Below are 14,760 nucleotides of genomic sequence, written 5' to 3'. Positions count from 1 at the left end.
GTATCCGTGGCTGATCCCATCACCTATCGTCCTGCCCCGGGCACCATTCCCACCGATCCCGGCGTGTATAAGTTCCGGGGAGACCATGGCCGGGTGCTCTACGTGGGCAAGGCAAAGAACCTGCGTTCCCGCCTGTCCAATTACTTCCAGGACATCACCCAGCTCCACCCGCGCACCCGGCAGATGGTGCTCAGCGCCTCCGCCGTGGAATGGACGGTGGTGGGCAGCGAGGTCGAGGCGCTACAGCTGGAATACACCTGGATTAAGCGCTTTGACCCGCGCTTTAACGTGATGTACCGGGACGATAAAACGTACCCCATGCTCGCGGTATCCATGAATGAGCGCTTCCCCCGCGCCTTCTTCTACCGCGGCCCGCGCCGCAAGGGAGTGCGCTACTTCGGCCCCTATTCCCACGCCTGGGCGGTGCGCGAAACCCTTGACCTCCTCACCCGCATTTTCCCCATGCGCACCTGTTCCAAGGGGGTCTTTAACCGCCACGAGCAACTGGGCCGGCCCTGCCTTTTGGGCTACATCGACAAGTGCGCGGCCCCCTGCATCGGCCGCGTGAGCGAGGAGGAACATCGGGACATCTCGGAGGGCTTCTGCTCCTTCATGCAGGGCCATACCGACGCCGTGCGCTCCCGCCTAGAAAAGCAGATGGAGGCCGCCGCCGAGGACCTAGAGTTCGAGCGCGCCGCGCGGCTGCGCGATGACTTAGGTGCCATCGACAAGCTCATGGAGCAGCAATCCGTGGTGCTGGGCGACGGCACAGACGCCGACATCATTGCCTTTGCCACCGATGAATTAGAGGCCGCCGTGCAGGTATTCCACGTGCGCAGCGGACGGGTACGCGGGCAGCGCGGCTGGGTGGTGGAAAAGGCCGGTGACCAGGCCGGAGGAATCGAGCCCATCGAGGAGGGCCAGCCGGATTCCGCCCTTCCCGCCCTCATGCAGAACTTCCTGGTGCAGTTCTACGGCGATGCCGCCGAGCGCGCCGAGCAGGAGGAAAAGGAGGACGCGGAGCGGATTCGACGCCGCGGCGTGGACCAGTTCTCCCACCAATCCGGCCCCAGCCGCAGCCAGGCCAACCGGGCCATTCCCCGGCAGATCTTGGTGCAATCCCTGCCCGAGGACCCGGAGGAGACCACCCGAGCGCTGCAAGAATTGCGTGGCGGCCCGGTGGAGATTCGCGTGCCCCAGCGCGGGGACAAGCGCGCCCTAGCGGAGACCGTGGAGCGCAACGCCAAGGAGGCGCTGCGCCAGCACAAACTCAAGCGGGTGGGCGATCTCACCGCGCGCTCGGCGGCAATCCAGGATATTCAGGATGCCTTGGGCATGGAGGTGGCTCCGCTGCGCATCGAGTGCACGGATATTTCCCATCTTCAGGGCACCGATGTGGTGGCCTCCCTGGTGGTCTTTGAGGATGGCTTGCCAAAGAAGTCCGATTACCGCCGTTATCGCATTAAGGAGGCCGCGGGCGAGGGGCGCAGCGATGACGTGGGCTCGATCGCGGAGGTCACGCGGCGTCGATTCCTGCGCCATCACACCCAGCGCGAGGTGCCCGAGGCCGAGGAGTTCGATGGTTCCACCTTCAGCGATGAAAAGGTGGAGGAGATGAGCACCGATACCAAGCGCTTTGCCTACCCGCCGCAGCTCTTCATCGTCGATGGTGGTGCCCCGCAGGTGGCCGCCGCCCAGAAGGTCTTTGATGAGTTGGGCATTATCGACGTCACCCTGGTGGGCCTGGCCAAGCGCTTAGAGGAACTGTGGGTGCCCGGCGAGGAGGACCCGGTGATTCTGCCGCGCAATTCCCAGGGGCTTTACCTGCTCCAACAGGTGCGTGACGAGGCCCACCGCTTTGCCATCACCTATCACCGCCAGCAGCGCTCCAAGCGGATGCGGCACTCCGAGCTCGATAACATTCGGGGCCTGGGCCAGGCTCGGCGCACGGAGTTGGTGCGCCACTTTGGCTCCCTGAAAAAGCTCAAAGAAGCCAGCGTGGAGGAGATCGCGGAGGTCAAAGGTTTTGGCCCGGCGCTGGCGCAGGCGGTGTTTGAGGGGTTGCGCTCGTAGCCTGACGTCCAGCACGCCTGACGTACAATGGCCGCCATGAACCTCCACCATCTTGTGCAGCCTCCCATGCTCATTACGGGAATGTCCGGGGCCGGCCTCTCCACGGCGGCCAAGGTTTTTGAGGACCGGGATTGGTACGTGGCACATAACCTTCCCCCGGAGCTGATTTTGCAGTTGGCTTCCCTGTGCGATGCGGAGGATTCCCCGGTGAGCAAGGTGGCAATGGTCACCGATGTGCGGGCTCGCATGTTCCGGGGCAATATGCTCCAAACCCTAGAAGAGCTGCGGGCTCGCGGCCTGGCGCCCACCATTTTATTCCTGGACGCCCGCGATGACGTGCTCATCAAGCGCTTCGATAGCGTGCGCCGCACCCACCCGCTCCAGGGGGAGGACACCCTGGCGGAGGGCATCGCCAGGGAGCGCAGCGTGCTCAGCGAGATCAAGGAGGACGCCGACGTCACCCTCGATACCTCCGATCTCTCCGTGCACGATCTGCGCCGCAGGATCGAGGAAACCTTCGGGAGGATCGTCGATAAGCGCCGCCATGTGACGGTGCAATCCTTTGGCTTTAAACACGGCGTGCCCCGCGATTCGGACATCACGGTGGACGTGCGCTTCCTGCCCAATCCCTACTGGCAGCCGGAACTGCGCGCCTATCGCGGTACCGACGCCCCGGTGTCCCAGTACGTGCTGGGGCAGCGTGACGCCCAGCCCTTCGTGGAGAACTTCCTGCGCATGTTCGATTCCATGCAGGAGGGATACCGCCACGAAGGCAAGAACTTCGTCACGGTCTCCATTGGTTGTACCGGCGGGCATCACCGCTCGGTGGCCATCGCGGAGGAGATCGGCCGCCGGTTGGGCGGGCGCGAGGATTTGAACGTGAACATCGTCCACCGCGATATTGCGCGGGATTAAGGGGCCGTAATGCGACATATTGTGAGCCTTGGTGGCGGTCACGGCCTTTTTCAAACCCTGCGGGCGGATCGGCTCTGCGAGCCGGAGACGATCACGGCGATCGTGACGGTGGCCGACGATGGTGGCTCTTCTGGGCGTATTCGCCGGGAGCTGCAAATGATTCCCCCCGGTGACCTGCGCATGGCGCTGGCCGCCCTGGCCGGCAGCGACGAGGACGGCCAGATGTGGGCACGCGCCCTGCAACACCGATTCGGCGGGCACGGCGCCCTGGCCGGGCACGCGGTGGGCAACCTGCTCATCTCCGGCCTGGAAGAGGTGTTGGGGTCCACCCAGCAGGCCTTGGACGCGGTGGCCCGGCTGACCAATTCCCAGGGCCGGGTGTTACCCATGTGCCTCCAGCCCCTCGACATCGAGGCCGATGTTTCCGGGCTTGACGACGACCCCCGCATCATGCGTCCCGTGCGCGGCCAGGTGGCGGTGGCCTCCACCCCCGGCTCGGTGCGGCGGGTGCGCCTCCTCCCGGAGGCCCCGGATGCTAACCCCGAGGCGCAGCGGGCCATCGCTGAGGCCGACGTGGTGACGTTGGGGCCGGGATCGTGGTTTTCCAGCGTGATTCCGCACCTCCTCGTCCCCGGCATCGTGGAAGCCCTCAATGAGACCTCCGCGAAGAAGGTCGTGGTGCTCAATCTCTCCGCCGAGCCGGGGGAGACCCAGGGCTTTTCCTCGGAGCGCCATCTCCATATGCTCTCCCAGCACGCGCCCTCGCTGCGCGTGGACCGCATCTTGATTGATTCCTATTCCATCCCCACGAGCGGGGAGCGCGCCCACATCGAACGCGCCGCCGCACGGTTGGGCGCCACGGTGGAGTTCGTGGACGTGGAATGTGTTGAGGAAGGCGGCAGGCGGACTAACCGGCACGATCCGGTGAAGCTCGCCTGCGCATTACGTGCCCTGGCCGGCGACGATTAAACTGACTCGGCGTTATGGAAAGGCAAAAGGAATCCGAGGCCACCACGCTCACGGCTAAGGCCAAGGCGGAACTCGCGGCGGTGGAAACACGCGGAACGAGCGCCCGCATTGCGGAGGTCGCGGCCATGCTGCGGTGCAGTTCCACGATGGAGAACTCCGGGGGCAGCCTCGTGGTGGAGGCGGAGCTAGACACCTTATCCGGGGCGCACCGCCTCCGCGGAGAAATCGAGGACCTCTTTGATGCCCAGGCCCATGTGCGCACCCTGCACCCGGGCAGTGGGCGTAAGTCCCCCCGCCACGTGGTGCGCATTGGCAGGGGAGCGATGGAGGTAGTGCGCCGCACCGGTTTGGTGGGCCCCACGGGAGTGATCGTGGTGGGGTTGCCGCCCCAGGTGGTATCGGGAACCATCAGCGATATTGAGGCCGCCTGGCGGGGAGCCTTTCTGGCGCGCGGGATTCTCGCCGCCCCAGGGCGCGCGGTGTCCCTAGAGGTGGTGTGTCCCAGGGAGGAGGCCAGCCTGGCCCTGGTGGGATGCGCCCGCAGATTGGGCATGACCGCCAAGACCAAGGAGACGCGCGGAACGCACCGCGTGGCGCTGCGCGAGGCCGATGCCATCGGCGCCCTGCTCACGCGCATGGGGGCGCAGCGCACTCGCTTGGAGTGGGACGCCGCCCGCCAGGAGCGGGAGGAGACCACCGGAACGAATCGGCTGGCGAACTTTGACGATGCCAACCTGCGGCGTTCCGCACGAGCCGCAGTGGCCGCCGCCGCGCGGGTGGAACGCGCGATGGAGCTTTTGGGCGATGACGTGCCCGAGCACCTGGCCGAGGCCGGGCATCTGCGGGTGGAATACCGGCAGGCCTCCCTAGAAGAGCTGGGCCGCCTGGCCGATCCCCCCATGACGAAGGACGCCATTGCGGGGCGCATCCGCCGCTTGCTCTCTATGGCGGATAAGAAGGCGGAGGAAGAGGGGCTGGAAGATACCCGTTCTGCCATTCCCGAGGAGATGCTCGACGGCGAGGAATAGACGAGGAATAAAAGGTGAGGAGTATCACCTTTTCGGGGGAAGGGTGGGGATGGATCGTCGTGTGCACCCCCATATATGGGGTGTTGAGCGGCGATTATGTGGACAGTTTGTGCTTTCCCGGTTTATCCGCCGTATGAGTCCGGTATGGCTTTTGATTCTGTGGGATAGGTTTTGTATGAGTTCCTGCGGAGGTGGGCACAGGTGGGTACACTCGTCGGTGTGAGGCAAAGTGCCTTGGTGAAGCACCGAGCGCTTTGGACACCACTGACAACCTAGAGGAGTTTTACAGTGACCATTCGTGTTGGCATCAACGGCTTTGGCCGCATCGGCCGCAACTTCTTCCGCGCCGTTCTACAGCGCAGCGATGACCTTGAGGTTGTCGCGGTGAACGATCTCACCGATAACCAGACGCTGGCCACGCTGCTTAAGTACGATTCGATCCTGGGCAAGCTGGACCAGGACGTCGATTTTGACGATGATTCCATCACCGTAGGCGGCAAGCGCATCGCCGTGTCCGCCGAGCGCGACCCGAAGAACCTGGACTGGGCGGCCCACAACGTGGACCTCGTCATCGAGTCCACCGGCTTCTTCACCGACGCGAATGCCGCCAAGGCTCACGTGGAGGCTGGCGCCAAGAAGGTCATCGTCTCCGCTCCGGCGAAGAACGAGGACGCCACCTTCGTGTACAACGTCAACCACGAGGACTACGACCCGGAGAAGCACACCGTCATCTCCGGTGCCTCCTGCACCACCAACTGCCTGGCTCCGATGGCCAAGGTGCTCAACGATGCCTTTGGCATCGAGGAGGGCCTGATGACCACCGTGCACGCCTACACCGGTGACCAGCGCCTGCACGACGCCCCCCACAAGGATCTGCGTCGCGCCCGCGCCGCTGCCGTGAACATCGTCCCCACCTCCACCGGTGCCGCCAAGGCCGTGTCCCTGGTGCTCCCGGAGCTCAAGGGCAAGCTCGACGGCTACGCCCTGCGCGTGCCCGTCATCACCGGTTCCGCCACCGACCTCACCTTCACCGCTAAGGAAGAGGTTTCCGTGGAGTCCGTGAACGCCGCGATCAAGGCCGCCGCCGAGGGCGCTATGGCCGATACCCTGGCTTATACCGAGGACCCGATCGTCTCCCACGACATCGTGACCGATTCCCACGGTTCCATCTTTGACGCCGGCCTGACCAAGGTGATCGGCAAGCAGGTTAAGGTTGTTTCTTGGTACGACAACGAGTGGGGCTACACCTGCCAGTTGCTGCGCCTGACCGAGCACGTGGCTTCCAAGCTCTAAGGCTTTAATCCGATTGCCCTGCGGCCCGGGGTGTGCCTCGGCACACCGGGGCCGCGTTTTCTTTATCCGAAAGGAAGATTTTTTACATGGCTATCAAGACCATTGATGATCTGCTTGCCGAAGGCGTCGAGGGCCGCCACGTCCTCGTGCGCTCGGACTTTAACGTGCCGCTCAACGAGGCCGGCGAGATCACCGATCCCGGCCGCATCAATGCCTCCTTGCCCACCCTCAAGGCCCTGCTAGAAGGCGGTGCCAAGGTTATCGTGACCGCCCACCTGGGCCGCCCCAAGGGCGAGGTCAATCCCAAGTACTCCCTGGCCCCGGTGGCCGAGGCTCTCTCCGAGGCCCTGGGTCAGTACGTGGCCCTGGCCAGCGACGTGGTGGGGGAGGACGCCCACGAGCGTGCCAATGGTCTCAATGAGGGCGACGTACTCCTGGTGGAGAACGTGCGCTTTGACCCGCGCGAAACCTCCAAGGATGAGGCCGAGCGCGCGGCTTTCGCCGCCGAGCTGGCGGCCCTGGCGGCCGATAACGGTGCCTTTGTTTCCGATGGCTTCGGCGTGGTGCACCGCGCCCAGGCCTCGGTGTACGACGTCGCCAAGGCGCTGCCCGCCTACGCCGGTTACCTGGTGGGCAAGGAGGTAGACGTGCTGGAAAAGGTGGCCGCGAACCCGGAGCACCCCTACGTGGTGGTGCTCGGCGGCTCCAAGGTCTCCGATAAGCTCGGCGTGATCGAGGCCCTGGCAAACAAGGCCGATCGCCTCATCATCGGCGGCGGCATGTGCTACACCTTCCTGGCCGCCCAGGGCTACAACGTGCAGCAGTCCCTCCTCCAGGAGGAGATGGTGGATACCTGCGCCGATCTGCTGGGGCGCTTTGGCGATAAGATCGTGCTCCCCGTGGATCTGGTGGCCGCCAAGGAGTTTGCTGCGGACGCAGAAAATAAGATTGTGGCACTCGATGCTATCCCGGAAGGCTGGCAGTCCCTGGACATCGGCCCGGAGTCCGTGAAGAAGTTTGCCGAGGTGCTGGCCGATTCCAAGACCGTGTTCTGGAACGGCCCGATGGGTGTGTTCGAGTTCGAGGCCTTCTCCAAGGGCACCGCGGGCGTGGCGCAGGCCATTATCGATGCCACCGCCAAGAACGGTTCCTTCTCCGTGGTCGGCGGCGGCGATTCTGCGGCCTCCGTGCGCGCCCTGGGCCTGGACGAGGAGGGCTTCTCCCACATCTCCACCGGCGGCGGCGCCTCCCTGGAGTTCCTTGAGGGCAAGGAACTCCCCGGCGTGGCTGTTCTCAACGCCTAAAAGATCCCCACCAAGAAAGGTTTTCTCATGGCACGTACCCCCTTAATCGCCGGCAACTGGAAGATGAACCTCGATCACCTTGAGGCCATCGCCACCGTGCAAAAGCTCGCCTTTGCACTGCCCAAGGAATACTACGAGAAGGTAGACGTGGCGGTGACGGTTCCCTTCACCGACCTGCGCTCCGTACAAACCCTGGTGGAGGGCGATAAGTTGCTCATCACCTACGGTGCTCAGGACGTCTCCGAGCACGAGTCCGGCGCTTATACCGGCGAGGTTTCCGCCTCCATGCTGGCTAAGCTGGGCTGCACCTGGGTGGTCACCGGCCACTCTGAGCGCCGCCAGTACCACCACGAGACCGATGCCCAGGTGGCCGCGAAGTCCAAGGCCGCCCTGGATAAGGGCATCTCGCCCATCGTGTGCGTGGGCGAGCCCCTGGAGATCCGCGAGAAGGGCACCCACGTGGATTACGTGGTGGAGCAGACCAAGGCTTCGCTTGCGGGTCTGAGCAGCGAGGAGCTTTCCCGCACCGTCATCGCCTACGAGCCGGTGTGGGCCATCGGCACGGGCAAGGTGGCCTCCGCTGCCGACGCCCAGGAGGTGTGCCACGCCCTGCGCAACCTCATCCGCGAACTCGCCGGTGAAGAGGTGGCCGAGTCCATTCGCATCCTCTACGGTGGTTCGGTCAAGGCCGAGACCGTGGCCGAGATCGTCAGCCAGCCGGACGTGGACGGCGGGCTCGTCGGCGGCGCCTCCCTGGACGGGCAGGCCTTTGCCAAGTTGGCGGCCTCCGCCGCCGGTCCGCTGAACTAAGAATCATTCGATGCCGCGGCGTCGCCCTGCTTAAAAAGGGTGGCGTCGCGGCATTGCTAGGAAGGATTAGCCACTACCGTGGACCAACCCATCACCCTTCAAGACGATATTCGCTACCTCGGCCGCATCCTGGGTCAGGTCATCGCCCAGCAGGAGGGCTCGGAGGTCTTTGACCTCGTGGAGTCCGCCCGCCGCCGCGCATTCGACGTCGCGGGCCAGAAGGCGGAGATGTCCGCCCTCGTGGAGATGTTTCGGGATATTGACCCTGACCGCGCCGAGCCCGTGATCCGCGCCTTTAGCCACTTTGCCCTCATGGCCAACCTGGCAGAGGATCTGCACGATGAGCAGACCCGCCTGGAACACCGTCACAGCGGCGCCCCGGCCCCCGATTCCACCCTGGAGGCCACCTGGGCCAAGTTCAAGGAGGCCAGCGTGGCCGCCGAGACCCTGGCCGAGGAACTTCCGCATACCCTCGTGGCCCCGGTGCTCACGGCGCACCCCACCGAAACGCGGCGTCGCACCGTCTTTGACGCCCAGAAGCACATCGCCAAGGCCATGCGACGTCGCCATCGGCTGCTCGGCGCGCCCCAGAACGCCTATACCGAGCGCGACCTGGAGGCTATCGACGCCGATATTCGCCGCCGCCTGACCGTGCTGTGGCAGACCGCCCTGATCCGCGTGGCTCGTCCCCGCATCGAGGACGAGATTGAGGTGGGGCTACGCTACTACAAGATCAGCCTGCTCGAAGAGATCCCGCGCATCAACCTCGACGTGGTGGCCCGCCTGCGGCAGGCCCTGGGCCGTGAGGTGGAGCCGCACGCGATCATCCGCCCCGGTTCCTGGATCGGCGGCGATCACGACGGCAACCCCTACGTCACCGCCGAGACCCTGGATTATGCCACCAGCCGCGCCGCCTCCACGGTGCTGCAACATTACTGCTCCGAGCTGCACAAGTTGGAGCACGAGCTGAGCATTTCCGACCGCATGAGCGAGGTCAGCGTGGACCTCTACGCCCTGGCGGAATTGGGTTATAACGACGTGCCCAGCCGCGTGGACGAGCCCTATCGCCGGGCCATTCACGGTATCCGGGGCCGCATGCTGGCCACCATCACCCACCTCATCGGTCCGGACGTGGTGGAGGGCAAGTGGCACCGTGCCCATCAGCCCTATGGCAGCGCCGAGGAGTTCGCCACCGATCTCGCCGTGGTGGATGCCTCCCTGCGCGCCAGCCGCGATGACATCATTGCTGATGATCGTCTGGCCCGCCTGCGCTCGGCCGTGCAGAGTTTTGGTTTCCACCTCTACTCGATGGATATTCGCCAGAACTCCGAGAGCTACGAGGACGTACTTACCGAGATCTTCTCCGTGGCCCGCGTGGCAGAGGATTACCGCTCCCTGGGCGAGGAGGAGAAGATTGCCCTCCTGGTCAAGGAACTAGAAACCCCGCGCCCGCTCGTGCCCACCGGCTACCAGGGCTACGGGGAGGTGACCAACCGCGAGTTGGGTATCTTCCGCCAGGCCGCGGCCGCCGTGGAGCGCTTCGGCGCGGAGATGGTGCCGCACTGCATCATCTCGATGGCGGAATCGGTGAGCGACATCTTGGAGCCGATGGTGTTGCTCAAGGAGGTGGGCCTGATTCAGGCCGGGGGAGACGCACCCACCGGCACAGTGGACGTGATTCCGCTCTTTGAGACCATTGACGACCTCAACGCGGGCGCGAGCATCCTTGAAGAACTCTGGAAGATCCCGCTCTACCGCGAGTACCTGCGCCAGCGCGGCGATACCCAGGAGGTCATGCTCGGCTACTCCGATTCCAACAAGGATGGCGGTTACTTTGCCGCCAACTGGGCGCTCTACAGCGGAGAGATGGACCTGGTGCGCGTGTGCCGCAGCAATGGCGTGCGCCTGCGCCTCTTCCACGGCCGCGGCGGCACCGTGGGCCGCGGCGGTGGCCCTTCTTACGACGCCATCCTGGCTCAGCCGCAGGGGGCCGTGACCGGTTCCGTGCGCATCACCGAGCAGGGTGAGATCATCTCCGCCAAGTACGGCGCCAGGGATACCGCCCGCTGGAATCTGGAAGCCCTGGTATCGGCCACCCTGGAGGCCAGCGTGCTCGACGTCAATGATCTTGATGATCCCCAGCGCGCCTACGAGATCATGGCCTGGCTTTCCAAGGCCAGCCAGGATAAGTACGCCGCGCTAGCCCACGAGGACCCCGGCTTTATTCAGTACTTCACCGAGTCCACCCCGCTTCAGGAGATCGGCGCGCTCAATATCGGTTCCCGGCCTTCCTCGCGTAAGCAGACGGAGACCTTGGGCGACCTGCGCGCTATTCCCTGGGTGCTCTCGTGGTCGCAATCTCGCGTCATGCTTCCGGGTTGGTTCGGCGTGGGCACCGCCCTGCACCAGTGGGTAGAGGCCGGGGAGGACCCGGAGGCGCGGATTCAGGAATTGCGTGCTCTCAACGAATCCTGGCCCTTCTTCAACTCCGTGCTCTCCAACATGGCTCAGGTGATGAGCAAGGCGGAGATGAGCCTGGCCCGCCTGTATGCCGATCTCATCGGCGATGAGGAGGTGGCCGCCCGCATCTACGGCACCATCAAGGAGGAGTACGACCTCACCTTGGAGATGTTCGAGCGGGTGACCGGCAGGGAGAAGTTGCTGGCGGATAACCCCTCCCTGGCGCGCTCCGTGCGTTCGCGCTACCCCTATCTGCTGCCGCTGAACATCATTCAGGTGGAGTTGCTGCGCCGTTACCGCGCGGGCGACCAGCGCGATAGCGTGGCCGCGGGCATCCAGCTCACCATGAATGGTTTGGCCACCGCGCTGCGCAACTCCGGTTAGGGCGCGCTTTCGCTCAGATTCCCCACCCGTGGTGTAGGGTGGGGAAAGTTCACCCCGATATATCCCCCTAGAAGGAATAACATGGTTCTTGCATTTGAGATTATCCTCGTGCTCTCCGCCGTGCTGATGACGGTGCTGGTGCTGTTGCACAAGGGTAAGGGCGGCGGCCTGTCCAGCCTCTTCGGCGGCGGCGTGCAGTCTAACCTTTCGGGTTCCACCGTGGTGGAGAAGAACCTCGATCGCTACACCGTGATAGTGATGCTGATTTGGCTTCTCTGCGTCATCGCCCTGAACCTCATCCAGGCATACGCTTAAAAGCTAGAGCGCCCTGGCGGCCTCTTCATCGAGGAAGATCACCGTCTCCGCCGCGCCCTGTGCCCCCGCTGCGGGCCAGAGCGCGGCGTCTTTCTTTTCCGCCACTGCCGCGGCGGCCTCGGCCTTGGCGGCACCGGCCACCAGCAGCCACACCCGTTGCGCCTTGCCGACGGCCGGCAGGGTCAACGTAAGGCGCTGGGCGGGGGGCTTGGGGGAATCATGCACCCCCACCACGAGGCGTTCCCGCTCAGCCGTGGCGGCGGAATAGGGGAAGAGGGAGTTAATGTGTCCCTCGCCGCCCATACCCAAAAGGTGGAGGTCGAAGCCCTCCGGGGCGTAGCGCCGCAGAATCTCCTCGTAGCGCTCGGCGGCCTGGTCGAGGGGAATCTGCCCATCGAGGCCCATGCCGTGAATCTGCTCGGCGGGGATGGGCACGGAATCCAATAGTGCCTCCCGGGCCTGGCCCTCATTCGATTCCGGGTCATCCAGCGGCACGTTGCGCTCGTCGCCAAAAAAGACGTGCACGCGCTGCCAGTTAATATCACTGCGCTGGGCCAAGCTGCGCAGCAGCGCGATTCCGGCCCCGCCCCCGGTGAGCACGAGGCGGGCAAAGCCGTCGCCCTGCTGCTGTGCCTGGGCAATCACCGTGGTTACCCCCTCGGCGGCGGCCTCCACCAAGGAATCAAGGTCTGCGTAGCGGCGAATCTCCGTCATTTTTCTTCCTCCTCAAAGATCACCGAGCTGATTCCCTCCAAGGCCTCGGCATAGGTGACGTCCGGGTCCAGGTGGCGCAGTTCCTCGGCCAGGCAGTCCGCCACGGAGCGATGATTCATCGCCACCAGGGATTCCGGCAGCTGAGGCATGCGCACCGATACCGTGGAATGGCTACGGTTATGGATAGTGATGGGGCCGCTGACGCGCTCCAACCGCAGTTCGCAGGGCTCTAGATCACCGGAAATCTCGTGGGTGGATACCCCGCGATGCACGGGAACCCCCAGGCGGCAGGCCAGCCAGCCTGCGGCGAGGTCAATGCTGGGGCTGTGCTTTGGCCCCTTAATCTCCACGGCGCTGACCTCCTCCTGCGGGTAGGAATCCAACGAGGAGGCGACGATTCCGCGCCATTGAGTGATGCGCGCCCAGGCTAGGTCGGAATCCCCAGGGGCATAGCTCTCCGGGCGCAAGGGGGCGTCGGTAATGCGCCGCTGCGCCAGGCGCCCCACGGGGTGCTGGGAGGGGCACTCCGGGGCCTCCGAGGGCCACCACACCACGATGGGGGTATCCGGCAGGAGGAGGGGAGTAACCACGGCATTGGCGTGGGCCGCCACCTCGCCGCGCAGCGTCATGATGACGAACTCGCTGGCTCCCACCGTGCCACCCACCCGTATTTCCGCGTCCACCCCTGCGGTAGGGGCCGAGCCGCCGTCGATAAGCACGAGCACGCGGGAGGGGTGCTCCCAGGAGGCATCGGTGGTTGCGTGGATAATCTCGGGGAGATCGTCGCCGCGCCCGGCCATGACGATGAGGGTGAGCACGCGCCCGGTGGTTTGCGCCGTCGTCTCGTGAATGTGTTGGAGGGAGGCGGCAATATCGCGGGTGGTGGTATTGGGAAGGTCGATTATCACGTCCTGCGCCTTTCTCTAGGGCCGCCGCCAGGCGCGCCCGGTTCGGGTGAGCATATGATCGGCCGATTCCGGCCCCCACGTCCCGGCCTTGTAGTCATCGGGGTGCCCGGAGGCCGCCCAGTGATTGAGCACCGGGTCAAGGATCTTCCAGCTCAATTCCACCTCGGAGTTGGTGGGGAAGAGGCTGGACTCGTCGCGCAGCGCGTCGAGGATCAGGCGCTCGTAGGCCTCGGGGGATTCCTCGGTGAAGGCCTCTGCATAGGAGAAGTCCATGTTCACATCGCGCACCTCCATCGCGGAGCCGGGAACCTTGGAGCCAAAGCGCATGAGCACGCCCTCATCGGGCTGAATACGGATCACCACGGCGTTTTGTTCCAGGGGGTTGGAGCCCTGATCGCCAAAGAGCTGGTGGGGGGTGGACTTGAACACCAGGGCGATCTCGGTGACCCGGCGCCCCAGGCGCTTGCCCGTGCGCAGGTAGAAGGGCACGCCCGCCCAGCGGCGCGAGGCGATCTCTAGGGTGCAGGCGGCATAGGTCTCCGTGGTGGACTCGGGATCAAAGCCCTCCTCCTCGCGCAGGCCCTTGACGTGCGTGGAGCCCTGCCATCCGGCGGTGTACTGGCCGCGCGCGGTGGTCTCTTCCAGGGGATAGACGGGCTTGGTGGAACGCAGCACCTTGATCTTTTCCGCCCGCAACTGCTGGGGAGAAAAGGAGATGGGTTCCTCCATAGCCACCAGCGCAAGAAGCTGAATGAGGTGGTTTTGAATAACGTCCCGGGCGGCACCAATCGTGTCGTAGTACCCGGCCCGGCCGCCCACGCCAATATCCTCGGCCATCGTGATCTGCACGTGGTCGATGTAGTGGGCGTTCCAGAAAGGCTCAAAGAGCTGATTGGCAAAGCGCAGCGCCATGATGTTCTGCACCGTTTCCTTGCCAAGGTAGTGGTCGATGCGGAACACGGAGGATTCCGGGAACACCGCATTGACCACCCTGTTTAGCTCCTCGGCGGATTCTTGATCGTGGCCAAAGGGCTTTTCAATAATCACGCGCCGCCAGGAGTGTTCGGGAGCCTCGGCCACCCCGCTGCGCTCTAGCTGGTGGCACACCGTGGAGAAGAAATCCGGGGGCACGGAAAGATACAGCGCCCAGTTACCCGCGGTGCCGCGGGTGCGATCCATCTGCGCCAGGGTTTCCGCCAGGCGATCAAAGGCGGCGTCATCGTCAAAGTCGCCGGTGACAAAGTGCATGCCCTCGGCCAGGCGGCGCCACACGTTCTCGTGGAACTCGGTGCGGGCCTTCTCCTTAACCGCGGCGAGGACGTACTCTTCAAAGTCCTCCTTGCTCCACTGTCGGCGGCCATAGCCCACGAGGGTAAAACCAGCGGGGAGAAGCCCCCTATTGGCAAGGTCATAGATGGCGGGCAAGAGCTTCTTGCGGGCGAGGTCTCCGGTGACGCCGAAGATCACCATGCCCGAGGGCCCCGCTATGAGGGGCAATCGCTTATCTCGCGGGTCGCGGAGCGGGTTGGTCACGTTTTCTCCCTTTCGCACAATTAAGAGCACTAGCCGGGGCTGCGATCATAGTAA

Annotated in this window: 12 protein-coding genes; 9 read left to right on the top strand and 3 right to left on the bottom strand. The window is 64.6% G+C overall.

Annotated elements, in window-relative coordinates; all coding sequences use genetic code 11:
- The first annotated feature begins 6 nt into the window (after window positions 1-6).
- The 9 genes from uvrC to secG all read left to right on the top strand — a co-directional run bounded on the left by uvrC (window position 7) and on the right by secG (window position 11,551).
- On the top strand, window positions 7-2,073 hold the full coding sequence (gene uvrC / locus Clow_RS09435; protein ID WP_055178582.1) for an excinuclease ABC subunit UvrC: 2,067 nt from the start codon (window positions 7-9) through the stop codon (window positions 2,071-2,073).
- A gap of 27 nt (window positions 2,074-2,100) precedes the next feature.
- A complete protein-coding gene (gene rapZ, locus Clow_RS09430; RefSeq protein WP_055178580.1) occupies window positions 2,101-2,988 on the top strand; it encodes an RNase adapter RapZ in 888 nt (295 codons plus the stop codon).
- 9 nt (window positions 2,989-2,997) lie between these two features.
- Window positions 2,998-3,957: a gluconeogenesis factor YvcK family protein gene (locus tag Clow_RS09425; protein WP_055178578.1), complete on the top strand. Its 960-nt coding sequence runs from the start codon at window positions 2,998-3,000 to the stop codon at window positions 3,955-3,957.
- Window positions 3,958-3,971: 14 nt separating this feature from the next.
- On the top strand, window positions 3,972-4,985 hold the full coding sequence (whiA, locus tag Clow_RS09420) for a DNA-binding protein WhiA (protein WP_055178576.1): 1,014 nt from the start codon (window positions 3,972-3,974) through the stop codon (window positions 4,983-4,985).
- A gap of 288 nt (window positions 4,986-5,273) precedes the next feature.
- Entirely contained in the window at window positions 5,274-6,278 is a 1,005-nt protein-coding gene (gene gap / locus Clow_RS09415; protein ID WP_055178574.1) for a type I glyceraldehyde-3-phosphate dehydrogenase, read from the top strand.
- Between the two features lie 86 nt (window positions 6,279-6,364).
- On the top strand, window positions 6,365-7,582 hold the full coding sequence (gene pgk / locus Clow_RS09410) for a phosphoglycerate kinase (protein WP_055178572.1): 1,218 nt from the start codon (window positions 6,365-6,367) through the stop codon (window positions 7,580-7,582).
- A 27-nt stretch (window positions 7,583-7,609) separates the two neighbouring features.
- Window positions 7,610-8,392, top strand: a complete 783-nt coding sequence (tpiA, locus tag Clow_RS09405; protein ID WP_055178570.1) for a triose-phosphate isomerase — start codon at window positions 7,610-7,612, stop codon at window positions 8,390-8,392.
- 90 nt (window positions 8,393-8,482) lie between these two features.
- Window positions 8,483-11,236: a phosphoenolpyruvate carboxylase gene (gene ppc / locus Clow_RS09400; RefSeq protein ID WP_055178675.1), complete on the top strand. Its 2,754-nt coding sequence runs from the start codon at window positions 8,483-8,485 to the stop codon at window positions 11,234-11,236.
- A gap of 81 nt (window positions 11,237-11,317) precedes the next feature.
- Window positions 11,318-11,551, top strand: a complete 234-nt coding sequence (secG, locus tag Clow_RS09395) for a preprotein translocase subunit SecG (protein ID WP_055178568.1) — start codon at window positions 11,318-11,320, stop codon at window positions 11,549-11,551.
- A 3-nt stretch (window positions 11,552-11,554) separates the two neighbouring features.
- Here secG and pgl read toward each other — a convergent pair whose 3' ends face one another.
- The 3 genes from pgl to zwf are packed head-to-tail and all read right to left on the bottom strand — an operon-like array spanning window position 11,555 to window position 14,706.
- Complete coding sequence (pgl, locus tag Clow_RS09390; protein WP_055178566.1) at window positions 11,555-12,265, bottom strand: 6-phosphogluconolactonase; 711 nt, start codon at window positions 12,263-12,265, stop codon at window positions 11,555-11,557.
- The gene (locus tag Clow_RS09385) at window positions 12,262-13,173 is read right to left on the bottom strand and encodes a glucose-6-phosphate dehydrogenase assembly protein OpcA (protein ID WP_055178564.1); all 912 of its coding nucleotides are present in this window, start codon (window positions 13,171-13,173) and stop codon (window positions 12,262-12,264) included. The genes pgl and Clow_RS09385 overlap by 4 nt, the downstream gene beginning before the upstream one ends.
- 15 nt (window positions 13,174-13,188) lie before the next feature.
- A complete protein-coding gene (gene zwf, locus Clow_RS09380; protein ID WP_245625746.1) occupies window positions 13,189-14,706 on the bottom strand; it encodes a glucose-6-phosphate dehydrogenase in 1,518 nt (505 codons plus the stop codon).
- Window positions 14,707-14,760 lie beyond the last annotated feature (54 nt).

This window comes from Corynebacterium lowii, assembly GCF_001412085.1.
GTDB classification, from domain to species: Bacteria; Actinomycetota; Actinomycetes; order Mycobacteriales; family Mycobacteriaceae; genus Corynebacterium; species Corynebacterium lowii.
This window is presented reverse-complemented; position numbering and strand designations above follow the sequence as displayed.

Bases quoted from the DNA above. Each gene is read 5' to 3' on its own strand.
- rapZ (WP_055178580.1), top strand. From the start codon at position 2,101: ATGGCCGCCATGAACCTCCACCATCTTGTGCAGCCTCCCATGCTCATT.
- Clow_RS09425 (WP_055178578.1), top strand. From the start codon at position 2,998: ATGCGACATATTGTGAGCCTTGGTGGCGGTCACGGCCTTTTTCAAACC.
- whiA (WP_055178576.1), top strand. From the start codon at position 3,972: ATGGAAAGGCAAAAGGAATCCGAGGCCACCACGCTCACGGCTAAGGCC.
- pgk (WP_055178572.1), top strand. From the start codon at position 6,365: ATGGCTATCAAGACCATTGATGATCTGCTTGCCGAAGGCGTCGAGGGC.
- tpiA (WP_055178570.1), top strand. From the start codon at position 7,610: ATGGCACGTACCCCCTTAATCGCCGGCAACTGGAAGATGAACCTCGAT.
- secG (WP_055178568.1), top strand. From the start codon at position 11,318: ATGGTTCTTGCATTTGAGATTATCCTCGTGCTCTCCGCCGTGCTGATG.
- pgl (WP_055178566.1), bottom strand. From the start codon at position 12,265: ATGACGGAGATTCGCCGCTACGCAGACCTTGATTCCTTGGTGGAGGCC.